This window comes from Nocardia gipuzkoensis, assembly GCF_021183645.1.
Taxonomy (GTDB): Bacteria; Actinomycetota; Actinomycetes; order Mycobacteriales; family Mycobacteriaceae; genus Nocardia; species Nocardia abscessus.
In genome coordinates, this window is sequence record NZ_CP089225.1 from 4,079,415 (window position 1) to 4,104,896 (window position 25,482).

A 25,482-nucleotide genomic window follows, 5' to 3' on the forward strand; every position below is an offset into this window, starting at 1 on the left:
CGTAAGATTTACGGCGGTATTTGGGCTGAAAATGACCGTAAATCTTACGGTGCACCATATTCGCAGGTCAGAGGGCTGACCGTAATATTTACGGGCCCCCATCCCCGCGGACCAGCCACAAGAGCGGAGGTGCCGGATGCGCGTCTGCGACTACTGCGCCGGAGAAATTGCGGCGTCGGCACCCCGGAACACGAAGTACTGCTCACCGAAGTGCCGCAAGGACAGCCAGCGCGCGCCGGAGTTGGCCGTCGTGCCGCCGGCCGCCGAGTCCGAGCCGGATCCGTTGGTGGAGGCGGTGCGTCGTGAGCTGGAAGCCGCTGCCCGGCTGGATACGTCGCTCGGTCAGCAGGCGCTGGCCGCTGCGGAGCGGATGGGCGCGGCGTCGGGGTCGGCGTTCGCGGCGCTGTCGAAGGAGCTGCGGGAGTTGATGACCGCGGCGACCAAGGGCGCTGCGACCGCGGTGGATCCGATCGACGAGCTGAAGTTGCGCCGTGACCGCAAGTCTGGCTAAGCGGCGCCTGGATCCGGCGTACTTCACGCACCCGCCGTACGTGGAGACCTACGGACCTGAGGTGGCCGACCTGGCGGCATTGGCAGGCTTCTCCCCTGACCCGGAACAGGAGATGGCGCTCGACGTCCTGTTCGCGATCGGTCCGGACGGACTGCCGCTGGTGTTCGAGTTCGCCGTCATCGCACCGCGTCAGAACCTGAAGACCGGGCTCAAGAAGCAGGCGGCACTGGGGTGGCTGTACATCACCGAGGAGCGGACGGTGGTGTGGTCGGCCCACGAGATGGGCACGACGAAGGAAGCCTTCCTCGACCTCACGACGTTGATCGAGGACTGCCCTCACCTGCGGAAGCGGTTGGCGCCGGGGCCGTCGAACGGGATCTACCGCGGCAACGGTGACGAGAGCATCGAACTGGCCACCGGACAGCGCATGCTGTTCCGGGCGCGAACCCATCGCGGCCTGCGTGGCCTGACCGGCGACAAGCTGATCCTCGACGAGGCATTCGCCTTGCAGTCGGTGCATGTGGGTTCTGTGCTGCCGACGTTGGCGGCGCGGCCGCATTCGCAAGTGCTGTACGGCTCCTCGGCGGGGAACGCGCAAGCAGCGGTCCTGCGTGCGATCCGGGAGCGCGGCCGCGTGGGCGGTAGCGACTCGCTGGGCTACATGGAGTACTGCGCCCCAGAGGGTGGCTGCGCGGACGAGAACTGCACGCACGTGTACGGCCAGGCCAAGGGTTGCGCGCTGGACAACCGGGAGAACTGGAAGGTCGCGAATTCGGCGCTGGGGCGGCGGATCACGATGGCGAAGATGCAGGCGTTCCGCGAATCGGAGCCGCCGATCGAGTTCGCCCGTGAGCACATGGGTTGGTGGGAGGAGCCCGCGGGCGCCGAACTGCCGACGATCACAGCAGACCAGTGGCGGGACCTGCGCGACCCGCAGTCCACGCCGAACGACCCGGTGGCGTTCGGGCTGTATCTGTCGCAGGACCGGTCCGTGGCGGCGATCGCCGTGGCTGGCCGGCGCGCGGACTGGAAGATCCACGTCGAGATCGTGCCCGCGAAGAAGGGCGGGGACGCGGATTCGCTTCCTGGCACCGCATGGATCGCGCCCCGGTTGAAGGAGCTGGCCGACCAGTGGAATCCGTGTGCGGTGATCGTGGACGCCTATTCGGCTGCCTCCAGCTTGATCCCGGCGATCACGGAGGCCGGGGTGGATGTGATCACCACCAGCGCGTCGGATATGGCGCGCGCATGCGGCCAGTTCTACGACGCGGTCGTTGAGGACGAACTCCGTCATCAAGGCGCGGCCGCGTTGAAGACCGCGGTGTGCTCGGCGAAGAAACGTAATTTGCGGGACGCGTGGGCGTGGGACCGCGCCGACCCGAACTCTGACATCACCCAGTTGGTGGCCGCCACGTTGGCCGTACACGGGTTGATAGCGCACGGACCGGAAGAGAAGACCGAGACAGAGGTTTGGGGGTTCTGGGAATGACACTGGCCCAAATCTGGCTGCTCGTCGCTGTTCTGGGTGCCGCAGCGGTCGTGGCTGGCGTCGCCTTGCTGGCTGGGGCGCCGTGGGCGCTGATCACCGGTGGTGTGATGGCGATCGTCGGTGCGGTGCTGTTGGTCGACCCGAGCGAGATCCGCGGTAGGCGCTGATGCCGTCTCTGCTGGCCCGCTGGAAGGGCGGGGACGCCGCTCGCTCGGATATGACCTGGGATGAGTACGCGAACCTGGTTCAGCAGTTCCAGTTCAACGGCTATACCTACCAAACGGGCCTCCAGCAGACCCTGGCGGGCACGGACACGGAACGGCCGTCGAACAACTTCGCTGGCCTCGCATCAGGTGCGTACGCGTCGAATGGCGTGGTGTTCGCGTGCATGCTGGTGCGCCAGTTGGTGTTCTCCAGCATTCGATTCCGGTGGCAGAACCTGCGCGACGGGAAACCGTCGGACACGTTCGGTACGCAAGAGTTGGCGGTGCTCGAGGAGCCGTGGACAGGCGGAACCACCCAGGATCTGCTGTCGCGGATGATCCAGGACGCCGATTTGGCGGGCAACAGCTACTGGACGTTGCAGGGCGGCGAACTGGTGCGGTTGCGGCCGGACTGGGTGGAGATCGTCGGCGCGAGACGGTACCTGCCGAGCACGGGGCGTAACCGCAACCGCGGCACTGGTCAGGTCGGCTGGATCAAGAAGGGTTACCTGTACACCGAAGGCGGCGCGGCGTCGAACAATGACTCCGTCGCGTTCACCGTGGACGAGGTGGCGCATTTCGCGCCGATCCCCGATCCGCTGGCGACCTTCGCGGGAATGAGTTGGCTGACGCCGATCTTGCGGGAGATCCAGGCCGACCACGCCATGACGCGGCATCAGCGGAAGTTCTTCGACAACGGCGCCACCCCGAACATGGTGGTCAAGCACGACACCGGTGCCGACATGGAGAAGGTGAAGCGGTTCTCGGAGATGATGGCCGAGAAGCACGCTGGCGTCGAGAACGCGTACAAGACGCTGCATCTCTACCCGGGTGCTGATGCGACAGTGGTCGGCACGAATCTGAAGGACATCGACTTCAAGTCGGTGCGCGGAGGCGGCGAAACCCGAATCGCCGCGGCCGCCGGTGTGCCGCCAGTGATTGTGGGCCTGTCCGAAGGTCTCGCGGCCGCCACCTACTCCAACTACGGCCAAGCCCGACGCCGTCTCGCTGACGGCACTGCGCATCCGCTGTGGCAGAACGTGTCCGGGTCGCTGAACCGGATCGTGCCCCGTACTGATCGCACGAAGAGTGGCGCGGTGCGGCTGTGGTACGACGCCACCGATGTGCCGTTCCTGCGTGAGGACGAGAAGGACGCCGCCGACATCGCCGCAGTGAAATCCCAGACCATCCGCCAGTACATCGACGCCGGATACCTGCCGGATTCGGTGGTGGCTGCGGTAAACGCCAACGACCTTCGTCTGCTCAAGCACAGCGGGCTGTATTCCGTGCAGCTGCAGAAGCCGGGGAGCGACGACACCCAACCCCAGGGAGAGCCGAATGGAAACGAAGACCCTGGCGCGTGAGGACCTGTGCAGGTCCGTCTCGTTCACGCTCACCCGGTCCGGTGAAGACTCTGACGGTGACGGCCTCACCTTCGAAGGCTACGGCGCCGTGTTCAACACCCCCGCCAGGATCGACTCATGGGAGGGCACGTTCGACGAGCAGATCGCGCCCGGGGCGTTCAAGAAGTCCATCCGAGAGCGCACCCCGCGGTTCCAGTTCGACCACGGCCACCACCCGCTGATCGGGTCGATCCCGATCGGGCGGATCACCGACATCCACGAGGACACCTCCGGCCTCTATGTCGAGGCCAGGCTGTCGGACAACTGGCTGGTCGAGCCGATCCGCGACGCTATCGCCGAGGGCTCGGTGGATGGCATGAGTTTCCGCTTCTCCGTGCTGCGTGAGGAATGGCGCGACAAGGACGGCAAGCTCGTCAAACCCGACGAGGTCCTGGATCTGCTGTGGGATGACCGCGAGGGTCGCGGCCCGCTGCTGCGCACTCTGAAGGAAGTCAAGATCGCCGAAGTGGGGCCCGTCGTGTGGCCGGCCTACGAGGCAACATCCGCAAGCGTCCGTTCCAAGGTCATCGACCTGGGGCGGCTGAATGAACCTGAGCAGCGCCGTCTGCTCGCTCGCGCCGTGTTCCTCGCGGACACGGCCGACAGCTCCCCTGAGGAGCGGTCCGACGAAGAGCCGCAAGACACCACTCCGGTGGCCGTTGAGCACTCGGACGAGGACACCAGCACGCCGCAACCCACCCAAGAGGCCGGGGAGCACGAGCCGGAATCCCCCGAACCCGCACCCGTCGATGATGTCGATGCTGCGCGTATGGCTGCGCTGGAGGCGCAGTTCACGCAGGCGTTGAACGAGGTCAAGACGGCGCGGGAATCAACCCCACCCTTAAGGACTCTGAAATGAGTGTCGAACTCACCCATAAGCAGGCGGTGCAGCGCGAGAAGGACATCCAGGACGAACTGGAGCGCCTGAAGGCGAAGACCGAGAAGACAGCGGAGGATCAGGCCAAGGTCGGCCCGCTGGTCGAGGAGTTCCGGAAGGTGCATGCGCACCGCCTGGACCTCGAGCACGACGCAGCCCTGGCCGAGGTTCGCTCCGCTACCGGCGCTCCCCTGAAGGCTGATGACGCCGATCTGGGTCCGGCTCGAGCGGAGACCGAGGTCATCGACCGCACCCGCGGTGCCAGCCTCGGCGGCAAGTACCGCAACCCCTGGGACACCAGCGAGGTCCGCTACGGCCGCAACGGTACCGCCCACGAGTTGCGGGAGCGGGCCCTCGACGCGATCGAGCGGATGCCGCACGCCAGCGACAAGGTGCGTGAGGTCTCCACCAACCTCGTCGAGACCCACGAGGGCACCCGGATGGCGGAGATGGTGCTCACCACCACCTCCCCGGAGTACAGCTCGGCGTTCACCAAGGTGATTCGTGCCCGCGGCCAGATGGCGGCGCTGAATTCCAGCGAGCAGCAGGCCCTTTCGCGCGCGATGTCGCTGACCGACGCCAACGGCGGATACCTCGTGCCGTTCCAGCTGGATCCGACGGTGATCATCGCGGCCAACGGGTCGTTCAACGAGATCCGCAAGATCGCCCGGGTCGTGCAGGTCACCAGCGACGTGTGGCACGGCATCTCCACCGCCGGCGTGACCGGCTCGTGGGACGCGGAAGGTACCGAGGTCTCCGACGATTCGCCGACCATCGACCAGCCTGCCATCCCGGTCCACAAGGGCGCGGTGTTCGTCGCGCAGTCCTTCGAGGTGCAGGAAGACGCCACCGGCCTCGCGGGAGAGGTCGCGAAGATGATCGCGTTCGAGAAGGACCGGATGGAGGCGGTGGCGTTCGTCACCGGTTCGGGTTCGGGCCAGCCGACCGGCATCGTCACCGCGCTGACTGGTACGTCTTCGGTGGTCACCTCGACCACGACCGACACCTTCGCGGTCGGTGACGTGTACAAGCTGGACGGTGCGCTGCCCGCACGGTACGCAGCGAACGGGTCGTGGCTGGGCCATCGCACCATCTACGGCCTGATGCGGCAGTTCGACACCAACGGCGGCTCGGCGCTGTGGGGTCAGCTGGCGGACGCCCGGTCGACAACCCTGCTCGGCCGCCCGGACTACGTGGCAGAAGCCATGGATGGCACCGTCACCGCGCTGGCGGAGAACTACGTCCTGATCTTCGGCGACTTCTCGAACTACGTCATCGCCGATCGTTTGGGCACCACCCTGTCCTACATCCCTCACCTGTTCGGTGCGAACGGTCGTCCGACCGGTCAGTCCGGCTGGTACGCCCACTTCCGTGTCGGTGCGGACTCGGTGAACGACGCCGCGTTCCGCATGCTGAACGTCACGTAGTTCGCGTGAGGTTCAACCCGGAGCGGCTACACGCTGCTCTGGCCGCAATATCCGAGGATGCCTGGTCGCTGCCCAGTGCCTACTCCGAAACTCGTGTCCATCACGGGTACCGGCGTGTGGTGCTGGTCAGCGCCAGGCAGCCCTGGGACCACGCCGCCCTGTTCTCCGACGTCCTCGCCGCGTTCGCGCCGGTCTGGGAGGCGTGGCTGTCGTGGATCGAGCCGGGCGGGTTCATTGCCCCGCACCGCGACGCCGGGCCGTGGCGCGAACGCTGGCAGGTCCCCATCGGTGCCGCCGGTGAATGGCACGGCGACAATCGGTTCCGCCCAGAATCGGGCATCCCGTTCGTGGTGCAGCATTGGGAATCACACGCCGTCGTCAACAACACCGACCAGCCCCGCATCCATCTCGTCCTGGACCGGGATGTGTGGCTGGACCGGGCACCCGAACCGTTCGAGGTCTACCCGATCCCAGACGACATGACCGACCTGGTTCAAAGGAGTCTCACGTGAAGTACAGGTGCATCAACGCATTCGCGACCGGTGACCGGATCTACACCGGCGGGGAGGAAGTCGACGAAGGCGACCAGATCCTCAAGACCCACCGCGGCCACTTCGCTGAAGTGGCCAGTCGGCCGGGAGTGTTCGAAGCCGCGACCGCCGCGCCGGGCGAACAACGCGACCTCACCCCGCCGAGGAAGGCACCGGCCAAGAAGGCGCCCGCGAAGAAGGCCGCGCCGAAGGCGGAGTCGAAGACAGAGCCCGCCAGGTCCGAGAACAAGACGGACGACGGCGATAAGGCGGACGAGAAGTCCACCTCGAGCAAGGCCGAGGCCGAAAAGAACGATAAGGGTGACGATGCGTAGGACCCTGTACGGGCGTTGCCTCGTGCAACAGGCGCTGACATCGGCGGTGCGCACCAACGGCACCGTCAACGGCGCCACCGTCGACCTCGGCTTGTACGGCAACGACTTCCGCACCGTCCTGTTCATCGTGTCTACCGGCACCATTACCGATGGCTCGCACGCGATCACGATGCAGGACTCGCCGGACGGCACCACCTGGACCGCGGTGCCTGCATCTAGGCGGCAGGGCTCGCTGCCCACAATCGTCGCGGCCAACGACGACACCGTATTCGAATTCGGATACATCGTCGGCACCAACCAGTACGTGCGCCTGGTAGCCACAACCTCCGGCTCTACCACAGGCGGAGCGTTCTCGGCGGTCGCCGTGTGCTCCGAGGGCAGCAACTCCGCGGTGGCGCGTTCCTGATGGCCCCGTTCGCGTCCACCACCGAGCTGCAGAACTGGCTACAGGAGACGTCGATCGATACTGCTGCCGCCACTCTCGCGGTGAACATCGCTTCCAGCACGATCCGCACCCACTGCGGGTGGTCGATCAGCCAGGAGGCGGATGTCACCGCGGTGTTGGACGGCTCGGGGTCGCGGTGGATGTGGCTGCCGACGTTGAAGCTCACCGCTGTCACATCGGTGGAGGTGAATGGCGATCCCCTCGTTGCGGTGACGGACTTCGACTGGACCTCCTACGGCAAGCTGATCCACCGCGGTCGCTGGCCGACGACCCCGAGGTCGGTGGAGGTCGTGTACACCCACGGCTACGAAACGGTTCCGGATGTGGTGAAGGGTGTGTGCCTGATGCTGGCCGCGCGCCTGTACAACAACCCGGAAGCGCTGAAGTCCCGGTCGGAGGCGTGGGGCCCGTTCAACGAGAGCGTCTCCTACGCCGACGTTGCCGGTCCGGGTCTGTCGATGCAGGAGATGGAGCTGCTGGGCTCGTTTAAGCTGGAGCATGTCGGGTGAGGTCGCGATTCCGGCTGAAGCACACTGCGGGACACCGCGTGTACAGCGAGACCGGCGGTCAAGACGCGCACGGCAATGACATCCCCGCCTGGGCTGACCCGGTGAACGTGCCGGCGATCTGGTGGTCTCCGTCGTCCTCGGAACCCGCAGTTGCTGGCCATGACCGGGTCTCGGTGGATGTGGTGATGGTCGTCGACTCCTCCCTGAACGTGTCCCCGCACGACCGGATGGTGCTCAACGGGCAGGAGTACGAAGTGATCGGGTTCCCCGAGGACTACGACCACGGCCCCGCCCGGCCAGCGGGACGAAAGCCGATCAACCTGCAGAGGGTGGACGGATGAGCTACGCCGAGCACGTGATCCTGAACCTCGACACGAGTGAGATCACCATCGCGGGCGAGACGTTCCCTTGGTACTTCTCTGGCGCCGAGCCTGCGGTGATCAAAGGAGAGCACGGCGAACCTCTGCCGGGGTTGACCCTGACTATTGCGTGTGCGGATCTCACGGTGATCTCTCCGGGAAAGATGATCAATGGCTGAGTCGCGTATCGAATGGAACCTCGACGCGTTCTACAAGCTCCGCAGCGCGCCCGGTGTTGTCCGAGACCTCGAAGCCCGCGGTCGCGCAGTCCTGGAGGCATGCGGCGGCGAGGCGGCAGGGTATGTGATGACCAGCGAGCAGGGCGACCGGAGTCCTCAAGGGCGCTGGCAGGTGTCGGTGATCGCCGCCACCGAAGAGGCCCGCATCGACAACGGGCGCCACAACACGCTCGTCCGCAACTTCGGAGCTGCACGTGGCTGAAGTCATCGCCGCGGTAGGTGTTGAAGCGTTCTATGTCGCCTACATGAAGGCGCAGCTCGCCTCCCGCAGCGAGACCGCGCGGGTGGCCACCAAAGTCCCTGCCGTACGGCCGGTCCGGATGGTGCGAGTGTCTCTGATCGACACGGTCCGCCAAACCCTCGTGCACTTCTATTCCCGGCTGCTTGTCGAATGCTGGGCCGAGTCCGAGACCGAAGCCGCTGAGTTGGCGATGCTCGCGTACGCGCTCACCAATGCCCTGGAGGGCGAGGTTTCCAGCGGCGAGTTCGTCTCCCAGGTCGTCACCGTCGGCGGCCCCGCGAACAACCCGGACCCGGATGTCGGGCCGCGATATCAGTTCACCGTCGACCTGCTCATGACAGGCGCGGTCATCTAACTTCCCCCGGCAACGGAGGGAGATCCCCATCCATTCAGGGCCTGCGAATCCTGAAGGGACAGACAATGGCTGGTAACTCCGTTGCCAAGATCGGTATCGGCGCACCGCTCGCCACTGGCGGGATCATGGTCGCCGCGGAAGGTACTACCCTGCCGACCGGTGTCTCGAGCGCCACCACCGACTTCACGAAGCTCGGCTACGTCGCCGACGACGGCCTGCGCCCCTCCGGTGAGCGCACCTCCACAGACATCTACGACTGGGCTGGCGACCTCATCTACTCGCCGCAGGAGAACCACTCCACCCAGTTCCAGTTCAAGCTGCTCGCTGCGTTCGACGGTGACGTCCTGTCGGAGGTGTTCGGTGAGGACAACGTCACCACCGTCGGTTCGCTGACCACAGTCGAGGAGACCGGCGAACCGCTGGGCATCCACCCGTGGTTGTTCGACATGCGCGACAAGTCCAAGCGTGTCCGCATTGTTGTCCCGGCCGGGCAGATCACCGCGGTGTCGGAGGACCCGTTCGTCCGCAATGCATTGCAGGCGTTCGACGTCACCCTGACCTGCTACAAGGACGACAACGGCCGCAAGGCCTACCGCTACTACGACGATGGCTCCGCGCCGTCGGCGCCGTCCATCACTTCGCGCGCGCCGTCGGGCAACCTCGCCACCGCAGGCGGGGAAATTCTGTACCTCACCGGTACAAACTTCACCGGCACCACCGCGGCGAGCGTCGGCGGCACCGCCGTACTGGACTTCCAAATCATCGACGACCAGCACTTGGCCATCATCACCCCGGCCAAGACCGCAGGTTCTCACAACATCGTGGTGACCAATGCGACCGGCGCTTCGTCCGGGTTCGCGGTCACCTACGCGTAATTCAGACCCCGGCGGCGCGGTCCACCTCGCAGGCCCGCCGCGCCGCCGGGCCCTATGGGCCTGCGAGGAATGAAAGGGCCTGCGATGCCTTTCCAGATCCCAGAGCCGGGCGGCTCCAAGCCGGAGAACCGGTTCGAGTTCGAGCACAAGGGCAAGACCTACTCGATTCCGAAGCTCGAGTTCCTGTCGGCTGACGCCACGAAGTACGTCGAGGATGTCTCGACGGGGAAGATCCCCGACGCCGGGCTGACCGAGTACGCCCGAACCTTGATGCTCAAGGCCGAGCCGAAGTTGCCGAAGGTCATGCTCGAGGGCCTGTCCCGCGACCAGATACTTGCGTTGCGTGACGCCTGGTTCGAGTCCTCCAAGGCGACCGTGGGGGAATCCTCGGCCTCCGAGAGTTCATAAGGGAACACGAGGAGGCGATCACCGCCGACCTACTCGACCGCGGCCTGCGCGTCAGCGACATCGGGACGGTGTGGTCGTGGTTCGAGTTCCGCTGTTGGCTCAGGTGGCTCGGCGACAAATCCGCTGTCGTGCGTGAGCGCCGTGCCCGCGCGGCCGAAGAAGCCATCCCCGAAGACGAACGCGTGATCGGCGGCCGCGGGGACGCTCTCCCGATCGATCAACTGGAAGCCGCGATCGGCTGGAATTGAAACGAGGTGAGGCGTGGCTGTCGAGTTAGCAACCGGTTACGTCTCACTGGTCAGTGAAACTAGTCAACTTGCTCGCGGCGCCGGGCGGGCGTTCGACCGCATCGCTACCGACGCGCAGCGGCGCCTCGCGCGCGCGTTCGATGCCTCAGCCGACGACATGGTGCGGGCTTTCTCGCAGGCATCCGGTAGGACCTTCGATACCGCCGCCACGCAGATGCGGCAGAACTTCGCCCGTGGTTTCGGGCAGGCCGCAGACGACATGCATCGGGAGTTCGCCCGCGCGTCGACGCGTGCGTTCTCCGGGGCCGCTGGCGAGATGCAGGGCCAGTTCCGGCGCGGGTTCGACGCGTCAGCTGACGATATGCGCCGCGCGTTCGCTCGAGCATCCAACCGGGTCGGCAACGACCTGGAAGATTCGATACGGGACGCCGGGCGAGGTGCGGGACAGCAGGGCGGAGACGCCGCCGCCGGGGGGATCGCGGATTCGCTGAGCGGCAAAGCCGGTGTCATCGGCCAAGCCCTCGGCGCTGTGTTCGCGGTGGCCGGTGTTAGCGCCGGCGGGCTGCTGGCCAAGGCGCTGCAGCGCGGCCTGGAGCATGAGACAGCACTCGATCTCGCGCAGGCCCGCATCGGTGTCGACGACGCCACCATGCACAAGATCGGCACTGCGGCGGGCCGCGCCTACACCGGCGCGTTCGGCGAGTCCGTCGAGGAGAACATCGACACCGCACGCCGCGCGGTGCAATCCGGGCTGCTGGACCCGAACGCGACTGCACAGGAGACGCAGCAGGTCATTCAGCAGTTGTCGGGGATCGCGCAGATGATGGGCGAGGAGATTCCTGCCGTCTCCCGCGCGGCGGGGCAGGCCATCAAGACCGGTATCGCTGGAAGCGCCACAGAAGCCTTCGACCTGTTCGCCGTCGCCGAGCGCAACGGGCTCAACGTGTCCGAGGATTTCTTGGACACGATCACGGAATATGGCACGCAGTTCCGGAAGCTCGGTCTGTCCGGGCCCGAGGCGATCGGCCTGATCAACCAGGCCGTGAAAGCTGGCGCACGCGATTCCGACATCGCCGCGGACGCGATCAAGGAGTTCTCGATCCGCGTCGTCGACGGATCCGAGTCCACTGTCGAGGCCTTCCAAACGCTCGGGTTCGAGGCAGACGATCTCACGAGCAAGTTCGCGCAAGGTGGTTCGGTCGCCCGCACCGCGGTCGGGGACCTTCTGGCCAAGATCCGGGAAATCGAAGACCCAGTCGAACGGAACAAGGTCGCCCTGGCCCTTTTCGGTACGCAGTTCGAGGACCTCGGCGACGCGCTGAACCAGTTCAACCTCGACACCGCCGTGAACTCCCTCGGACAGGTGGCCGGTGCGGCGCAGAACGCCCTGAACACGGTGGGCGGGAACGCCGCGACTTCCATCGAGGGAGCCAAGCGCAGCATCGAGGTCAGCGCTGACGCGATCGGCGCCGCGCTGGCGAAAGCGTTCGGACCCGAACTGGCGAAGGTCGCCGACTGGGTGACCAAGCATCAGCCCGAAATCCTCGGATTCATGGGCAAGCTCGCCGATGGGGCGATCGCCACGGCGGACGCATTCCTCAGTTTCGCCTCGATCTCCCTCAATGCTTTCGCAGACCTCGCTGAAGGCGTGGGGCCCATCCTCGAGCAGACGCTGGACCCGATGGGCAAGGTCGCCGAGGTCATCGGCAAGCTCACCGGCAGCGAAGGCCTCGAGGATCTCGGGCACACGCTGCAGGAGATGGAGAACACGATGCGCGGCGCCGCCGACGGTGCCCGCGACATCGCCGACGGCATCGACAACTCCGCCCGGCCCAGCTTGGACCGGATGCGCGCCAGCGTCGCCGAAAACATCGCCGAGACGCGGCACGCCGCCGAAGTAACCAGAGCGCTGGGGGACACGGTCACCGCCCTGCCCGACGGGCACGACATCATCATCAAGGAGAACACTCCAGAAGTTCAGGCGCGACTTGAGGCACTGGGCTATCGGGTCACTCACATGGAAGATGGGCAGTTCCGGGTCGAAGCCAATACGGCCGAAGCCCAGCAGAGACTGAACGACTTCATCCATGCGAACTCCGGGAAGACTATCCCGGTCGAGATCATGGCCAGCCTCTCGGCGCAGTCCCGGGCACTGAATGCCGAGGTGGATCGCGCGTCTAGAGCTCAACCCGGGACGATGGCGGCGGTCCCGCACTATGCCGACGGTGGCATCCGTGAAGCGAGTATCAGCAACGGAAGCAGGGCAATCCTGTGGGCGGAGGCCGGTCCGGAGGCCTACATTCCGCTGTCGCCGTCGAAGCGGGACAAGTCGGTGCCGATTTGGATGGAAGTCGGGCGCCGTCTGGGGTTGATCACCGCGATGGCGGCGGGCGGCATCGTCCCCGGCAAGGCGTTCGCGCAAAGCCTGGATCCCGCCAAATATCAGATGGGCGGGTTCTCGACCTCGGCGATCGACTGCTCCGGCCTGGTGTCGGCAGTCGTCAACGACGCCCTCGGGCGACCACCGTTCTCCTCCCGCATGTCCACCATGTCCGAAGGCCAGTGGCTGGCCGCCCTCGGCGCGAAGCCGGGACTTGGTGGGCCCGGGGACATCTCGGTGGGCTGGTATGACAACGGCGGAGGAGCCAACGGCCACACGGCCATGACGCTCGGCGACGGAACCAATGTCGAATCCAACGGCAGCGAAGGCGTCGTCGTCGGCGGCAAGGTCGGCGCCGACCACTCGATGTTCACCCAGCGCATGCACCTTCCTGCGGCGCTGCTGCGCGGCGGAGACCTCGGCGGCCCCGCTACCGGCGCGCCTGCCGGGGCAGGGGCTAGCACTGGCGGTTCCGGAGGCGCAGGCGCTACCGGAGGTTTGGGTGGCGGCACTGCCGCAGGCGCGGCCGGGGGAACATTCGGCGGAGTCGAGGTTCCCGCTGGTGTCACACCAGTGTGGATCGTCGGCAGCAATGTGGCGGGCGCATCCAACTTGTCCAGCGCTCCTGCCGGGTCGAGCAGTTCGCCGTCCACGACCGCCGCGCCGTCGGAGTCGTTCGCGCCTCAAGCGTCCACGCAGCCGGCTCCGATGCCCGACATCGGCGCGCGGGCGCTGCAGGCCGGGTCGAACTTCCTGAACGCCAACCTCGACCAGTTCCTCGGGGACATCGGCCTACGCCGTGAAGGAGGAGCCATCCAAGCACTCGCCAAGGTCATCTTCGACGCGATGGCCCGCGCCACCAGTGAAGCGGTCGCCCAGGCCACCCGGAACCCCGGTTCGCTGATCCGGCATGCAGGGCGCCCGTTCTGATGCTGCAGATCATCATCTACGGCTGCGACGGCTCTATCTGGATCGTCCACGGCGATGGTTCCGGGCGCGAGGGCGTACGTCTCGGCAAAGACCAGGTGAAGGGCTTGTTCGCGGCCCCGGTCCGGACCGCGTGGAAGGCCGGTGCCCGCCAGTCCGGCGGCGCGATGAAGGGCATGTGGCACGACTGGCGTGATCTATCGCTCGGCTTCCACGTCGTGGCCGGCCGGAACCAAGAGACCGTGATGTCGAAGTTCCGGCAGGCGTTCGACTATCGCGAAGACGAATGGGATTGGGACGCACGGCTGGCGCGCATCGAGGTGCGCAGCGACCTGTCCACCCGCTCCCTCGACGTCCAACTGTATGAGAAGCGCGACTTCGACCCCGGTATCGACCCGCTGGTCACCGGCCACGGCAACCCCATCCTGCCGCTACGGGCCGGGCAGCCGTTCTGGTACGAGGACGACGAGATCTCCACGTGGTCCACCGCCTCCACCTCCGGCAGCGGATACGTGAAGGTGCACAACCCCACCGACACGGTGATGCGGCACAAATGGATCCTCACCCGCGGCCAATGGACCCTCCCCGATTTCTCGTGGGAGGGCCCGCCCGGGGAGCGGCGGTTCGGTATCAGCAAGCTGACCGGCCGCGACGACCGCAACCGAACCATCCTCATGCCGAACATCACCGCGGTGCAGGGCGGCGCTGTGGTGGACCTCGATCCTATGAAGCTGATGGTCCGAGATGCGCACGACACCAACATCCTCGGCCAGATGCCCGTGCCCGGACGGTACTTCGAGTACTCGATCCCTCCGAAGACCCCACCGACCAACCTTCCCGTGTCGGTGACGGGAGCCCCCGCGGGAGTCGGGGCGATGGTTCAGCTGGTGCAGCCACGGCGCTGGCTGGAAGCGATCGGAGGCCAGTAGATGCCCGCGATCGACCTCGGGGCGAGTCTGCTCGATCAGTGCAACGCCATCTGGGCGGCCACGAAAGCCAATGAGCAGGCCGAACTCAACCTCCGCAAGGTCCCGCCGGTCGTGTGCCTGTGGGACGGGGAGATGCGGCTGCAGCACCTCGTGCAGGCCGAGTACTCCTGCAGCTTCGAGATCATCGACGGCGACACCGGCGCTTACGAACTGCGGCACCCGTTCGATCATCCTGTCGGGCAGTGGCTGTGGGATGAGCAGGGCCGCTTGGACCGCGGCGAGAAACGCAACATCAACATCACCGTCGAATACTGCGGCTCCCGCCTCGGCGGGCTACTGGAATACGTCGAGCTGGAGCAAGATGAGGACGGCGACCAGGTTGTGGTCGCGCGCTTCGCCTCCGACTACGAGCGCCTGAAATGGTATTCGATCTGGGCAAACCCCTATTTTCCCGAATGGATCCAGTGGCCTCAAATTTGGCTCGGGGCGGGCCCGATCCCGTGGCTGCTTTCCGTGGCTCTCGATCTGCAAATCATGCGCGAGGCCGGATCCTACTGGGCGCTGCCGTCGGACCCGATGGACCCGAACCAGCGCGGCCCCATCGAAACTGCGCAGGCCACCTGGTCGACCGTGGTGAAGCCGATCAGCTTCGTCGACTCGATGGCCTCCGGTGCGCTGTGGGGGATCCTCATCTCGAGGTTCAAGAACTTCCACGACGTCGCCAAGGCGCTCATGGAAGACGGCGAGATCACCTGCGTGATCCGCCCGTACCTCGAAGGCGATCCTGAGCCGTGGCCGGGCGCGAACCTGCGCCACGGAACTCGCGTCGTTTCCTTCGAGGACCGCTCCGGCACCTACACCGGCACCAGTCACGGCGGCACGATTTGGGACGGCCTGGTCCGGACGGTCAACGAGTTCGTCGGCGACATGATCGACTCCACCGAATATCTCGTCACCGACACGTCGATCCCACCCGACTACTACATCCCCGGATCGAAACGAACCCAGAAAGAACTTCCGTTCGTCGTCTGGCGTGACGGCGAGGAAACAGGGCTCACCGGATACCGCTACCGCCGCACCCCATCCAAGGGCATACAGGTCGTCACCGGTGGTCACTCCATGCCCGGTGTCAACGAGGCCATCAGCGCGGCGATCCAGATGGCTGGTGACCTCATCGCAGCCATGATCGGTGTCCCGCCGGTCGGCGGCGCCTTGGACGCGATACTGGCTCCCCTCTACACCGACGCCCTGCTCGCCTGGATGGTCGCCAGATCCTCCAGCCGCGCCCAGAACCAAGGCTGGACACGGTACTTCGAGTACTTCCAAGAGGGCAGCAACAAGGCCTACACCCTGTCCAGCCTGATAGTGCTCCGAGCGGGCATCTGGGCGACAAGGGCTTTCGACGCGACCACGTTCTCCGCCGGCGACGGCGCCCCATACCTGATCGGCGAATCCGGGCACGTGTGGCTCGGCGACCGCGCGGGCTACACGATCCGAGGCGACACCTCCGGGCGAATTTATATGGACAGGATTTCCAAGGTGCGGCTGTCCTGGTCCCGCGACGAGCCGGTGGAGTGGACCCTCACTGTCGGCGACGACCGCGCCCTCCAGGATCCGGTCGCCCGTGCCTGGGAACGGATCGAAGCCATCATCTCCGCCCTGCAGCAGCTCGGCGTCGTCTAGGAGAACCGTGGAGCAAAACACCCTCCCACACAACAGCACCCAACTCGGCCTGATCGACGGCAAACGGTTCGAGGACTGGCCGAAATGGGACAGCCAAGGAGTTCCGCTTCGTGAGAACTGCGACCTGAACAACCCGAGGCAGCGGTTCCTCTGGATGTACACCGCGCTCCCCGGCATCAAGGGCGCTCCTCTGCTGATGCCCGTGGACTACTGGGAAATGGTGTCTTGGCGACAGTGCGTGCTCGGTGCCGGGATCGTCGGCGAACCCGGATTGAAGTACGTGCCCCCGCCGACGATGGCCAACCCCTGGACAGCGTCCGGGCGATGGGCCGACCTGAGCGAGCCGGAGGAGCCGCGCGCCACCCTCGCGGAGGTCATGGAACAACACCTCACCGCCGCAGACAAAGCCGAGATTCGCGGTTTCGTCGAGGAGAAGCTGGGCCTGCGGCAGGACATGCAGGGAATCATCAGCTCCAGCCAGTACCGGATCGCCGATCTGGCGAAGCGACTGGACGTCGAAGTGTCCGACATGATCTGCATCCTCGCGGACTTCGGCCTCACCGTCACTGAGCAGTCCCTGGTGGACCGTTCTGTCGCTGATCGCATCGTCACCCACCTGGGGCTGTGATGTTCGACCCGGCTGCGCACACCGTGCCGGAGGTCTTGGCCTACCTGGAAGCGATCGACGACCCCGCAGAGGTCGGGCGCGTACTCGCCGCCGAGCGAACGAGCCTGGCGCGAATGGAGATCCTCAGCCGATTCCCCGACATGAAGGGAGGCAGGACGGTCCCATGACGCAACTCCTCGACTTCTCCGCAGCCCTGATCGACCCGCAAGCCATCAAGGACGCGGGGTACGCCGGAGTGATCGGCTACTTCTCCGAATCGCGGCCCGGCACCAATTTCGGTGCTAAGCCGCTCCCCAAGGACTACTGCGACCGGCTCCGCGCCGCGGGGCTGGAGATAGTGAGCAACTACCAGTACGGCAAGGGCGTGACCGCAGACTGGCGCGGCGGCTACGACGCCGGCGCCCGGCACGCCGAGACCGCGCTGCGCTACCACCTCGCTGCGGGCGGGCCACCGAACCGACCGATCTACGCGCCCGTGGACGACAACCCCGCGCTGTGGGAGTGGAACGAACTGATCGCGCCCTTCCTCCGCGGCTGGGCTTCCGTCGTCGGCCTGGAATGGACCGGGGTGTACTGCAACGCCCGCTGTATCGACTGGGCACTGGAGGACGGCGTCGCCAAGTGGTTTTGGCAGCACAACTTCTCCGGTGATCCGCTGATCAACGGTGATCACCCAGCGGCGCATCTGCATCAAACCGAGATCGACAAACGCCGCGTCGGCGGTGTGGGTGTCGACATCAACGAAGTCTTGGAATCGGACTACGGCCAATGGTCGGCCGCGAGGGGAGCGTCTGTGAAGCCCGAATTCAACGAGGTCGACGAGACCGGTATCTCGCCGAACTGCCACCCCCGCGGTATCGCCACGGTGAAGTGGTTCCTCCTGCACACGCAGGAAGGCAACGGGACAGCCGAGAGCCTGGCCAACTACCTGCAGAACCCGAACTCACAGGTGTCCTACCACTACACCGTCGACAACGCCCGCAACGTCGTCGACGTCGTGGACACCGATCTGTGCTCATGGTCGGTGATGGACGCCAACCCGCGCTCGATCAACCTGTGCTTCGCCGGATCCCGCGCGGCGTGGTCGCGGCAGCAGTGGCTCGACAACATGGGCGACGCGATCGACATCGCCGCCTACCTCACCGTCCAGGACTGCCTGAAGTACGGCATCCCACCGAAGACGATCAGCCCAGACGAGCTGGGTCGCGGCGTGCCGGGCATCGCCGACCACAACGCGGTCACTGTCGGCATGGGCATCGGATCACACACCGACGTCGGCCCCAACTTCCCATGGGATGTGTTCTCGGCGGCGGTCGCACGCTACTCGAATTCCAACCTGAAGGAGGCAGTCATGTCCCTGGCCGACGACGAACTCGGCAAACGGTTCCCCTCGCGGTCGAAGTACCGAGCCAACGACGAAGCAGTCGACACCCTCGCCGGGTTCGTCCTCAACCTCGACGCCCGCATCCACGAAGACCACGTCGAACGCGAAGCCCTCCGCGGCGTGGGCTGGGCGGTCGAGTTGGTGAAGCGCGAAGCCGAGAAGGGCGACGAAAGCGCACAAGCAGTGCTCAACCAGATCAAGAAGTGTGAGGAATGACCATGAGCAAACTGATCTCCGCCCTGCGCGCCGAGCCGGTCCGCGCCATCCTCTACCCGCTTCTGGCGATCCTGGTCGGAGTCCTGGTCACCCGCGGCATCGTCGACCAGTTCTCCGCGGACATCATCATCGGCATCGTCGGCGCAGTGCTCGGCGTTCCCGCCGCTGAAGCCGCGCGCGCCAAGGTGACACCGTGGCCAGCGGCGGAGATGCGTCACGACCGGTGACCGCCGACGACTTCCTGACCGCATTCCCCTGGGATGCGGTCAGTGTCACTGGCCTGTGCGTGGGCATCACCTGGCTGATCGTCACCGGGCGCCTGGTGCCGCGCGCGACGGTGGACCGGCTGCTGGATGACCGCGACCACCGCAACGACTTCCTGGAGCGACACATCGATGCGCAGCAGGCTGTCAAATCCGAACTGGCCCAACAGAACACAGAGCTGCTGAGCACCGCCAAACTGGCGACAGCTCTGCTCAAGGCGGTTGCTCCAAGGGAGACCCATGTGGTTCAAGTCGAGGAGTAACAAAGAATCCGTGCCGACCCGCGAAGCTCGCGAGGGCGCGCAGCGTGCAGAGCAGGAGCTGGAAGAGGTACGCGAGCAGCGGCATGTCGTAGAAGACCTCGCGGCCATCATCGCTGAGGCGATGCGCCGCAACCACTTCGGGGAGCAAATCGAACGATCAATCGCACTCCGGAGGGGTCAGTGAGCATCCGCAAAAACCATGTCGTACTGGCAGTGTCGAGCGCCGCAGGAATCGGCGCCTACTTCCTGGCACCGAATCGTGAGACTGTCGTAGCCGGGTACCTGGCGGCGATAGCACTGCTGGGATGGATCTTCGTCCTGACCTACGGCGTCCGCAGCCACTGGCGCGCGACCGCCGCCGGCCGCGGTGTGATGCGGCTGATGCTGTGCCTGACCCTGATCTGCACCCAGGGCATGGCCACCATTCTCAGCGACTACAGCTACCCGGGCCGCGACATCATCCGGCCGTTGCTGCTTCTCGGGGTGGCGCTGGCAATCCTCGACCTGCTGCTGACGCTGGTGCGAATCCAGCGTGAGAGGGGTGATCGATGACCGCACCTGACGGGAGCAGGCCACCCGGCGCACTCGGAGTCGGTCTGTTCACCGCATGGTCGACGCAGACGGCGGACCGCGCGAAGGGCGAGATGCGCGGCGGTGTCGTCGGCAGCTTCAACAACGCCGGCGCGCAAATGGACAACAAAGTGAAAGCGCCCATCACCTCACACGCCGGTTCGATCGACAACCACGAAGTCCGCATCATCTCCCTCGAAGACGGCGGCACCATGACCGTCTACTCGGGCAACGGCGTGTGGACCAATGTGGGCGGCCGGATCGGCGTGGGAGTGATCTGCGGCGGACAGGCCGGGCAAAGCGGCAACGGCGGCACCGCGCAACGCCTCGGCGGAAACCATGGCGGTTACGCGTACGCCGAGTTCGACGCGGCCGACCTGCCGGCAACAGTCGACGTTACCGTCGGCGCACCTGGCACCTCTGCGGGGCAGGCGGGCGGCATCTCATCGTTCGGCACCTACGTGGTCGGTGCGCTCGGCACAGCCCCGGCGATCCACACCAGCCGCGGTGCGATGGCCTCTGCTTCCGGCCCCGGAGCTGGAGGCAACAACGGCGGCAGCTACGACAACGCCGGTTTCGGCGGGGACGCTTCGGCACTCGCTGCCGGCGGAGCTGGTGGCGCACCGGGCGGTGGAGGCGGCGGCACTGCGGGCCATGGGCAACCGGGCGGCTCGGTGTCGGTCGACTCCCTGACTCCCTGCGGAGGCGGGGGCGGCGGCGCAGGAGGCGGCAACCGTGGCCTGATCAGCACCGCAGGAAATGGCGGTGCCGGGGGTGCGCCCGGCGGAGGCGGAGGAGCTGGCGGCAACTGCGAAATCGGAACCGCAGGCACCTTCGGCGCCGGGGGGGCTGGTCGCGTATTCGTCATTCAATCCGCAGGAGCGTAGATGAGAACTGCCACAGTGCATATCCCGCTCGTCGAGGGCATCTACCCAGGGCGAACGAGGGTTTACAGACTAGATCCCCCCCTCTCGGATCCACACAACGGCCACGTACACGAGTACGTGGCCGTTGTCGTTCAGCCCGACCGCCGGAACCACTATCTCGCCGAAACGCTGGTGTTCGGGGCGAATCCGCTCAACGGCGGCCCGACCGGGCCGAGCATGAAGAAGCTGCCCGGCTCGGCGACGCTCTACTTCGACCCCGGCGATCCGGACCACGGCTGGAAGTACGCGCTGCTCGCCCTGGGCGTCACCGACGTGGTGGAGGCGCCGTGAGCACCGGCGACCGCAAGGTGAAAGATCCCGCTGCGGTCCTGGACTACCTGTTCCGGTGGGGTCCGTCCGAACGCAACAAGGACCCGTGGCTGGACGACGGCGAAACCATCGTCTCCCACAACATTTCGGTCGACCCCGATGGAGAAGGGCTGACCGTCGAGGACTCCGAGGTCACCAATGACGCAAAAGACGTCTTGGTGTGGCTGACCGGCGGCACGAACACCGTCACCTACCGCGTGGTGTGCCAGATCGTCACATCCCTATCCCGGACCGATGTCCGCTCGATGTTCCTGGAGGTCAGGAAGCGATGACCGCTGCCTTCTCTATGCAATTCACCGCCGAGGCCGAGGTGACCCACGCCGACGGCACAACCGATTCCGGCGCCGAAGACGCCATCACACAGGAGGACTAGCGCCGCCGTTGAACGGGCTCGGTGAGCGCACGGCCGACGGGCCACTTCATGAGCACGATCCGGTTGTAGACAACCCCTCGCGGTAAGCCGACCTCTCGCGCCCACTCGGCGATCGTCTGTGTGCGCCCCAGGTGAGTAACGCGGCGGTTATTCGACCGGTTGTTGCCTTGAGTGAGGTTGCCTGCCCAGCGGCAATTCTGGGGGGTGTAGGGGCCATCGTTGTCGATTCGGTCGAGCGTGGTCCCGTCTGGCCGTTCCCCCATGTCGGCGAGGAAGTCCTCGAACTTCTCCCAGCGCGGATCGACCGCGATCCCTCGGCCGCCATACCGGGGACGGTTATCGAGCACTCGGCGACGCATGCTGAACCACGAGACCCATGTGGGAGACCCAGCCAGGCCGTGCCTCTCGGCGCGTCGGTTTCCGCGCAGACTACGGGCGGCGACACAACCACACGACCTGGTGTTGCCGCTCAATAGGTTTCCGGTCGCCACCTCAAGTTCCTGGCCGCAAGCGCACCTGCAGTGCCAGTAGCCGACGGTTGTTCCGTACTGATGCCGCGACGGTGCAGGAAAGGTCGCCGTCAGAGACCCGAACTGGCTCCCCGTCAAGTCCTTTCGATTTCGCGCAGGCGATCGCTTCAGGCAGCCACACGACTTGATGTTCCCAGCCTGCAGGTTGCCGGTGCGGACCTCGAGTTCAGTTCCGCAGTCGCATCGGCAAAGCCAGTAACGCTGCCGCTTCCCACTGAAAAGGATGCGCGGCTCTGCTTCTGACAGCACTGTAAGCCGCTCAAATCGCTGGCCGGACAGGTCAACCCCACGTATTCCCACATTGCAAGTTTACCGGAAGAAGGAGCATTGTCATGACTGCCGGGATAAGCACGACGAACTTGGCCAACAAAGTGTTGGACCACCTGCGCGGCGGCACCGCCTGGACGCAGCCCTCCGGCCTGTATGTGAAGCTCCACATCGGCGACCCCGGCAGCGCTGGCACGTCGAACGCGGCCGCGGTCACTACCCGCAGCCAGGCGACGTTCGCTGCCGCCGCATCGGGTGCGATCGCGCTCACCGGCACCAATCCGTCGTGGAGCATGACCACCACCGAGACGATCTCCCACGTGTCGGTGTGGGATGCCTCGACCTCGGGCAACTTCCTGTGGTCGGCTGCGCTCTCGGCGTCGAAGGCCGTCGTCAACGGTGACACGCTGACCCTGACGTCGCTGGGGTTCTCGCTGACGCCGCTGGCCGCGTAGAGGTGCCTCGGTGCCCGCTCCCACGCGCGTCACCACGAACGGCACCAGCACAGCGCAGGCAGGCTCGACGGCGACGTCGCTGGCCGTCAACTACCCGAGCGGGTCGGCCAACGGCGACTTCCTGATCCTGTGCGTCGGCACCTACCGCAACGCCACCGGCACCTACACCCACACCACCCCCACCGGGTGGACGCTGCTGGAGAACAGCAACCAGAGTGGTGCCAGCGACGCCAAGAACTACAGCGTCTTCTACAGGTTCCGGGGCGCGGAAACCTCCGTCACCCTGAATTTCTCGGTGGCGGTGTACTCGCTGGCTGCGGTGGTGGCCTACCAAGGTTCGACGGTCGACCCGACGACGCCGGTCAATATCGACGGCAGCACGTTCGACAACAGCTCCTCCGCGACGCACACCACACCATCGGTCACCACCACGACCGGTCAGACCGCGCTGGTGGGGTTCGCGTTCGGTGTCCGCACCGCCTCGACGACCTACACCTACACGTGGACGAGTCCCGCCACCGAGGTAGCGGATGCGTCGGTCGTGCTGTCCGGGCTCACCGCAGCGTTCGGTATAACCGCCGGTGTCGATAGCCAGGCCGCCGCTGGAGCCACCGGCACTAGGACGGCAACGAGTTCTGTGGCGGTGAGCGGCCGGTTCACCACCATGGCGGCGATTGCCGGGGTGCCGGTCACCGGAACCGCGTCCACGACTGTCACAGCAGGAACGACAGCCGACGGCGTCCGCGGAGCGCTCGGCGCCGCATCCCTGACCGGAACCGCCAGCCTGACGAGTGAGGCCACGCGCGGCCACAACGCGACGACGAGCACCACCATCACGGCGGGGCTGACAGCTGACGCGCAACGTGGACACAACGCCTCGGCGGATACCTCGATGGTGGAGGTGCTGACCGCCGCGGCGATCGCGAACTACACCACAGCCGCGGACTCGACGGTCACTGCAGGCCGTACCGCTGCGGTGGCGTGGAGCGCCCGAGCGGACGCTGATACTGCGGTCGCTGTGGGCTTGGCAGCGGCTGCGTTCGCCGGGCCGGTGATCGCCGCATCCCTCACCGCCACCGCCACGGTCATTAGCAGCGCGCACCGCGATGCTGTGGTGGTCGCGCCGACGACAGTGTCGGCTGATCTGACAGCGGCAGTCCATCGCGGCACAACCGCAGCAGCGGACATCAACGTCACCGCTGGGCGGACCGCAGCCGTCGACACCCCCGCCAGTGCGGCGCTCACCGTCACAGCCGGGCTGACGGCGGACGTCACGGCGGTGCGGGCGATCCAGGCCGAACCGATGGTCGTGACGGTCGGCCGCGAATCCCGCTTCTCCACCCTCGCCCAAGCCGCCAGCACCACCGTGACGGCGGCACTGACCTCCTCGGCGGTCGTCACAGCAGCGGGAGTGAAGACCTGCAACGGCGAACTCGCGGTCACCGCCACATACACCGCCGGTGTGGCACGAGAAACCCGCGGCCAAGCCGACCTCACCGTCACCGCGACCCGGGCATTGACTCTCCTCGGAGACTTCTTCGTCCCGTCTGGCCGGGCTGTGGCCGCACGGCTCACCGCGTCCGCGCGCATCCCCGGGCAGCCACTGCCGGACACGCCACACGAGCGCGCCATCTACGTCAGTGCCGACGACCGCGACTTCGACATCCCCGACGAGTTCCGCGAGGTCGTCATCCCGGACGAGGACCGCTCCGCCTACATCGCCCGCGCCTGACCTCCTTCAACCAGAACAGGATCTGTCTTGGCTCCTACACTGCTGCCCGCGACGACCGGCCCCTACACCGTCGGTTGCCGCCGCATCTTCCTGACCGACACCAGCCGACCGGACCCGTACTCGAATGCGGCCACCCGGCAGGTCCCGATCATCGCCTGGTACCCGACCTCAACATCGGGCCCGGTGAGCAAGTATCTGTCGAACACCGACAACCTCGACGGACAGATGGCGCTGGCGCTGACCAACGGCCTCGACGGCCGGATGTGCAACAACTTCTTCGGTAGCGTCAGCTGCTTCGGCGTCAACGTCGCCTCGACGATGCACCCGAACATCCGCTCCCGCGACACCCGCGCGGTACTCAACGGCGCAGTGCGAACCGACATCGGCCTACTGCCCGTTGTCCTCTTCAGCCCCGGGTTCGGGCTGCCCGGCCACCACAGCGCCATCCTGGCGCAGGAGTTGGCCTCTCACGGCTACCTCGTGCTCACGATGACCCACATGTGGGAAGCGATCGTGACCGAGCTGGCCTCGAGCGTGGCGGGCCAGAACACCTCCGCCGCAGCGAACCAAAAGTCCATCTCCACCCGAGTCGCTGACTCCCGGTTCATCCTCAACCAGTTGCCGACCCTGCCGAACGGCATCGGCGCCCAGGCTGACGTGAACTCGATCGCCATGGCCGGCCACAGCTACGGCGGATACACCTCGCTCGAGACCGCCTACCACGACGCACGAGTGAAAGCCGTCGCGGTCTTGGACGGCACCGCGGGCTTCGCGAACACCGAGAACCACGCCCAGGACAACGGAATCCAAGCCCCGGTGATGCTGCTGTCCGGTGACGTGATCGCGACCGACAACTACACCGTCGGCGCCGAGCACGCCTCCTGGAACACCTACGCGGCAACGAACCACGGCGACCTGTACCGCTTCGAAGTCACCGGCACCCGCCACTATGCGTTCAACGACGTCGGCCTCCTGGCGTCGGCGCAGAAGCAGCCGGACCTGTGCGGACCGATCGCTCCCGCGCGAGCCATGGAGATCCATCCGCGGTTCGTCAGGGCGTTCCTGGACACACACATCAAGGGCAATCCGGATCCGATCCTCACCCTGCCGGCGTCGGGTTATCCGGAGGTCACTGCGATTTGAGTAGTCGACTACTCAGATGAAAACGCCCA

The 25,482-nt window shown here is 66.0% G+C and carries 33 protein-coding genes; 32 read left to right on the forward strand and 1 reads right to left on the reverse strand.

Annotation, left to right across the window (positions count from 1 at the left end; translation table 11 throughout):
* Positions 1-136: 136 nt before the first annotated feature.
* The 29 genes from LTT66_RS18270 (at position 137) to LTT66_RS18410 (ending at position 21,225) form a co-directional block, all read left to right on the forward strand.
* Positions 137-511 carry a hypothetical protein gene (locus tag LTT66_RS18270; protein WP_233059872.1) on the forward strand — a complete coding sequence of 125 codons (375 nt, stop codon included), beginning with the start codon at positions 137-139 and terminating at the stop codon, positions 509-511.
* The gene (locus tag LTT66_RS18275) at positions 492-2,000 is read left to right on the forward strand and encodes a hypothetical protein (RefSeq protein WP_233059873.1); all 1,509 of its coding nucleotides are present in this window, start codon (positions 492-494) and stop codon (positions 1,998-2,000) included. The genes LTT66_RS18270 and LTT66_RS18275 overlap by 20 nt, the downstream gene beginning before the upstream one ends.
* Positions 1,997-2,167, forward strand: a complete 171-nt coding sequence (locus tag LTT66_RS18280) for a hypothetical protein (protein WP_233059874.1) — start codon at positions 1,997-1,999, stop codon at positions 2,165-2,167. Before LTT66_RS18275 ends, LTT66_RS18280 begins: the two co-directional genes overlap by 4 nt.
* Positions 2,167-3,567 (forward strand): phage portal protein, encoded by a 1,401-nt coding sequence (locus LTT66_RS18285; RefSeq protein ID WP_233059875.1) that lies wholly within the window; start codon positions 2,167-2,169, stop codon positions 3,565-3,567. Before LTT66_RS18280 ends, LTT66_RS18285 begins: the two co-directional genes overlap by 1 nt.
* The gene (locus tag LTT66_RS18290; RefSeq protein ID WP_233059876.1) at positions 3,542-4,465 is read left to right on the forward strand and encodes an HK97 family phage prohead protease; all 924 of its coding nucleotides are present in this window, start codon (positions 3,542-3,544) and stop codon (positions 4,463-4,465) included. Before LTT66_RS18285 ends, LTT66_RS18290 begins: the two co-directional genes overlap by 26 nt.
* Complete coding sequence (locus LTT66_RS18295; protein ID WP_233059877.1) at positions 4,462-5,910, forward strand: phage major capsid protein; 1,449 nt, start codon at positions 4,462-4,464, stop codon at positions 5,908-5,910. The genes LTT66_RS18290 and LTT66_RS18295 overlap by 4 nt, the downstream gene beginning before the upstream one ends.
* A gap of 5 nt (positions 5,911-5,915) precedes the next feature.
* Positions 5,916-6,422 carry an aspartyl/asparaginyl beta-hydroxylase domain-containing protein gene (locus LTT66_RS18300; RefSeq protein WP_233059878.1) on the forward strand — a complete coding sequence of 169 codons (507 nt, stop codon included), beginning with the start codon at positions 5,916-5,918 and terminating at the stop codon, positions 6,420-6,422.
* Positions 6,419-6,775, forward strand: coding sequence for a hypothetical protein (locus LTT66_RS18305; protein WP_233059879.1), 357 nt, complete (start codon positions 6,419-6,421; stop codon positions 6,773-6,775). The genes LTT66_RS18300 and LTT66_RS18305 overlap by 4 nt, the downstream gene beginning before the upstream one ends.
* Entirely contained in the window at positions 6,768-7,181 is a 414-nt protein-coding gene (locus tag LTT66_RS18310) for a hypothetical protein (RefSeq protein WP_233059880.1), read from the forward strand. The genes LTT66_RS18305 and LTT66_RS18310 overlap by 8 nt, the downstream gene beginning before the upstream one ends.
* Positions 7,181-7,729, forward strand: coding sequence for a hypothetical protein (locus tag LTT66_RS18315; RefSeq protein ID WP_233059881.1), 549 nt, complete (start codon positions 7,181-7,183; stop codon positions 7,727-7,729). The genes LTT66_RS18310 and LTT66_RS18315 overlap by 1 nt, the downstream gene beginning before the upstream one ends.
* A 38-nt stretch (positions 7,730-7,767) precedes the next feature.
* Complete coding sequence (locus tag LTT66_RS18320) at positions 7,768-8,070, forward strand: hypothetical protein (RefSeq protein ID WP_233059882.1); 303 nt, start codon at positions 7,768-7,770, stop codon at positions 8,068-8,070.
* Positions 8,067-8,267 (forward strand): hypothetical protein, encoded by a 201-nt coding sequence (locus LTT66_RS18325; RefSeq protein ID WP_233059883.1) that lies wholly within the window; start codon positions 8,067-8,069, stop codon positions 8,265-8,267. Before LTT66_RS18320 ends, LTT66_RS18325 begins: the two co-directional genes overlap by 4 nt.
* Complete coding sequence (locus tag LTT66_RS18330) at positions 8,260-8,529, forward strand: hypothetical protein (protein ID WP_233059884.1); 270 nt, start codon at positions 8,260-8,262, stop codon at positions 8,527-8,529. Before LTT66_RS18325 ends, LTT66_RS18330 begins: the two co-directional genes overlap by 8 nt.
* Positions 8,522-8,923 (forward strand): hypothetical protein, encoded by a 402-nt coding sequence (locus LTT66_RS18335; RefSeq protein WP_233059885.1) that lies wholly within the window; start codon positions 8,522-8,524, stop codon positions 8,921-8,923. Before LTT66_RS18330 ends, LTT66_RS18335 begins: the two co-directional genes overlap by 8 nt.
* A 65-nt stretch (positions 8,924-8,988) precedes the next feature.
* Positions 8,989-9,798 carry an IPT/TIG domain-containing protein gene (locus LTT66_RS18340; protein ID WP_233059886.1) on the forward strand — a complete coding sequence of 270 codons (810 nt, stop codon included), beginning with the start codon at positions 8,989-8,991 and terminating at the stop codon, positions 9,796-9,798.
* 84 nt (positions 9,799-9,882) lie between these two features.
* A complete protein-coding gene (locus tag LTT66_RS18345; RefSeq protein ID WP_233059887.1) occupies positions 9,883-10,206 on the forward strand; it encodes a hypothetical protein in 324 nt (107 codons plus the stop codon).
* A gap of 261 nt (positions 10,207-10,467) precedes the next feature.
* The gene (locus LTT66_RS18350; protein ID WP_233059888.1) at positions 10,468-13,764 is read left to right on the forward strand and encodes a phage tail tape measure protein; all 3,297 of its coding nucleotides are present in this window, start codon (positions 10,468-10,470) and stop codon (positions 13,762-13,764) included.
* Complete coding sequence (locus LTT66_RS18355; RefSeq protein WP_233059889.1) at positions 13,764-14,690, forward strand: hypothetical protein; 927 nt, start codon at positions 13,764-13,766, stop codon at positions 14,688-14,690. The genes LTT66_RS18350 and LTT66_RS18355 overlap by 1 nt, the downstream gene beginning before the upstream one ends.
* Positions 14,691-16,373 (forward strand): Gp37-like protein, encoded by a 1,683-nt coding sequence (locus LTT66_RS18360; RefSeq protein WP_233059890.1) that lies wholly within the window; start codon positions 14,691-14,693, stop codon positions 16,371-16,373.
* A 7-nt stretch (positions 16,374-16,380) separates the two neighbouring features.
* Complete coding sequence (locus tag LTT66_RS18365) at positions 16,381-17,001, forward strand: phage gene 29 protein family protein (protein WP_233059891.1); 621 nt, start codon at positions 16,381-16,383, stop codon at positions 16,999-17,001.
* On the forward strand, positions 17,001-17,168 hold the full coding sequence (locus LTT66_RS18370) for a hypothetical protein (RefSeq protein WP_233059892.1): 168 nt from the start codon (positions 17,001-17,003) through the stop codon (positions 17,166-17,168). Before LTT66_RS18365 ends, LTT66_RS18370 begins: the two co-directional genes overlap by 1 nt.
* Positions 17,165-18,601 (forward strand): glycoside hydrolase domain-containing protein, encoded by a 1,437-nt coding sequence (locus LTT66_RS18375; RefSeq protein ID WP_233059893.1) that lies wholly within the window; start codon positions 17,165-17,167, stop codon positions 18,599-18,601. Before LTT66_RS18370 ends, LTT66_RS18375 begins: the two co-directional genes overlap by 4 nt.
* Positions 18,602-18,603: 2 nt before the next feature.
* Positions 18,604-18,828 (forward strand): phage holin, encoded by a 225-nt coding sequence (locus tag LTT66_RS18380; protein WP_233059894.1) that lies wholly within the window; start codon positions 18,604-18,606, stop codon positions 18,826-18,828.
* Positions 18,825-19,127, forward strand: a complete 303-nt coding sequence (locus LTT66_RS18385) for a hypothetical protein (RefSeq protein ID WP_233059895.1) — start codon at positions 18,825-18,827, stop codon at positions 19,125-19,127. The genes LTT66_RS18380 and LTT66_RS18385 overlap by 4 nt, the downstream gene beginning before the upstream one ends.
* Entirely contained in the window at positions 19,105-19,311 is a 207-nt protein-coding gene (locus LTT66_RS18390) for a DUF7620 family protein (protein WP_233059896.1), read from the forward strand. The genes LTT66_RS18385 and LTT66_RS18390 overlap by 23 nt, the downstream gene beginning before the upstream one ends.
* The gene (locus LTT66_RS18395) at positions 19,308-19,679 is read left to right on the forward strand and encodes a putative phage holin (protein ID WP_233059897.1); all 372 of its coding nucleotides are present in this window, start codon (positions 19,308-19,310) and stop codon (positions 19,677-19,679) included. Before LTT66_RS18390 ends, LTT66_RS18395 begins: the two co-directional genes overlap by 4 nt.
* A 92-nt stretch (positions 19,680-19,771) precedes the next feature.
* Entirely contained in the window at positions 19,772-20,584 is an 813-nt protein-coding gene (locus tag LTT66_RS37095; RefSeq protein ID WP_269821960.1) for a hypothetical protein, read from the forward strand.
* Positions 20,585-20,701: 117 nt separating this feature from the next.
* A complete protein-coding gene (locus tag LTT66_RS18405) occupies positions 20,702-20,914 on the forward strand; it encodes a hypothetical protein (RefSeq protein ID WP_233059898.1) in 213 nt (70 codons plus the stop codon).
* Positions 20,911-21,225 (forward strand): phage fiber-tail adaptor protein, encoded by a 315-nt coding sequence (locus LTT66_RS18410; protein ID WP_233059899.1) that lies wholly within the window; start codon positions 20,911-20,913, stop codon positions 21,223-21,225. The genes LTT66_RS18405 and LTT66_RS18410 overlap by 4 nt, the downstream gene beginning before the upstream one ends.
* A 97-nt stretch (positions 21,226-21,322) precedes the next feature.
* On the opposite strand, the gene LTT66_RS18415 is transcribed toward LTT66_RS18410, so the two are convergent.
* On the reverse strand, positions 21,323-21,673 hold the full coding sequence (locus LTT66_RS18415) for a hypothetical protein (protein ID WP_233059900.1): 351 nt from the start codon (positions 21,671-21,673) through the stop codon (positions 21,323-21,325).
* 515 nt (positions 21,674-22,188) lie between these two features.
* Between LTT66_RS18415 and LTT66_RS18420 the strand changes: the two genes are divergently transcribed.
* Genes LTT66_RS18420 through LTT66_RS18430 form a run of 3 tightly spaced genes read left to right on the forward strand, consistent with a single transcriptional unit; the run spans position 22,189 to position 25,453 of the window.
* Complete coding sequence (locus LTT66_RS18420; RefSeq protein WP_233059901.1) at positions 22,189-22,578, forward strand: phage tail fiber protein; 390 nt, start codon at positions 22,189-22,191, stop codon at positions 22,576-22,578.
* Positions 22,579-22,588: 10 nt separating this feature from the next.
* On the forward strand, positions 22,589-24,310 hold the full coding sequence (locus LTT66_RS18425) for a ribonuclease E domain-containing protein (protein ID WP_233059902.1): 1,722 nt from the start codon (positions 22,589-22,591) through the stop codon (positions 24,308-24,310).
* Positions 24,311-24,337: 27 nt separating this feature from the next.
* Entirely contained in the window at positions 24,338-25,453 is a 1,116-nt protein-coding gene (locus tag LTT66_RS18430; protein WP_233059903.1) for an alpha/beta hydrolase family protein, read from the forward strand.
* Positions 25,454-25,482: the final 29 nt, after the last annotated feature.

Coding starts and splice junctions, on each gene's coding strand:
- LTT66_RS18270 (WP_233059872.1), top strand. CDS start 137: ATGCGCGTCTGCGACTACTGCGCCGGAGAAATTGCGGCGTCGGCACCC.
- LTT66_RS18280 (WP_233059874.1), top strand. CDS start 1,997: ATGACACTGGCCCAAATCTGGCTGCTCGTCGCTGTTCTGGGTGCCGCA.
- LTT66_RS18285 (WP_233059875.1), top strand. CDS start 2,167: ATGCCGTCTCTGCTGGCCCGCTGGAAGGGCGGGGACGCCGCTCGCTCG.
- LTT66_RS18290 (WP_233059876.1), top strand. CDS start 3,542: ATGGAAACGAAGACCCTGGCGCGTGAGGACCTGTGCAGGTCCGTCTCG.
- LTT66_RS18295 (WP_233059877.1), top strand. CDS start 4,462: ATGAGTGTCGAACTCACCCATAAGCAGGCGGTGCAGCGCGAGAAGGAC.
- LTT66_RS18310 (WP_233059880.1), top strand. CDS start 6,768: ATGCGTAGGACCCTGTACGGGCGTTGCCTCGTGCAACAGGCGCTGACA.
- LTT66_RS18315 (WP_233059881.1), top strand. CDS start 7,181: ATGGCCCCGTTCGCGTCCACCACCGAGCTGCAGAACTGGCTACAGGAG.
- LTT66_RS18325 (WP_233059883.1), top strand. CDS start 8,067: ATGAGCTACGCCGAGCACGTGATCCTGAACCTCGACACGAGTGAGATC.
- LTT66_RS18330 (WP_233059884.1), top strand. CDS start 8,260: ATGGCTGAGTCGCGTATCGAATGGAACCTCGACGCGTTCTACAAGCTC.
- LTT66_RS18340 (WP_233059886.1), top strand. CDS start 8,989: ATGGCTGGTAACTCCGTTGCCAAGATCGGTATCGGCGCACCGCTCGCC.
- LTT66_RS18345 (WP_233059887.1), top strand. CDS start 9,883: ATGCCTTTCCAGATCCCAGAGCCGGGCGGCTCCAAGCCGGAGAACCGG.
- LTT66_RS18355 (WP_233059889.1), top strand. CDS start 13,764: ATGCTGCAGATCATCATCTACGGCTGCGACGGCTCTATCTGGATCGTC.
- LTT66_RS18360 (WP_233059890.1), top strand. CDS start 14,691: ATGCCCGCGATCGACCTCGGGGCGAGTCTGCTCGATCAGTGCAACGCC.
- LTT66_RS18370 (WP_233059892.1), top strand. CDS start 17,001: ATGTTCGACCCGGCTGCGCACACCGTGCCGGAGGTCTTGGCCTACCTG.
- LTT66_RS18375 (WP_233059893.1), top strand. CDS start 17,165: ATGACGCAACTCCTCGACTTCTCCGCAGCCCTGATCGACCCGCAAGCC.
- LTT66_RS18380 (WP_233059894.1), top strand. CDS start 18,604: ATGAGCAAACTGATCTCCGCCCTGCGCGCCGAGCCGGTCCGCGCCATC.
- LTT66_RS18390 (WP_233059896.1), top strand. CDS start 19,105: ATGTGGTTCAAGTCGAGGAGTAACAAAGAATCCGTGCCGACCCGCGAA.
- LTT66_RS37095 (WP_269821960.1), top strand. CDS start 19,772: ATGCGCGGCGGTGTCGTCGGCAGCTTCAACAACGCCGGCGCGCAAATG.
- LTT66_RS18420 (WP_233059901.1), top strand. CDS start 22,189: ATGACTGCCGGGATAAGCACGACGAACTTGGCCAACAAAGTGTTGGAC.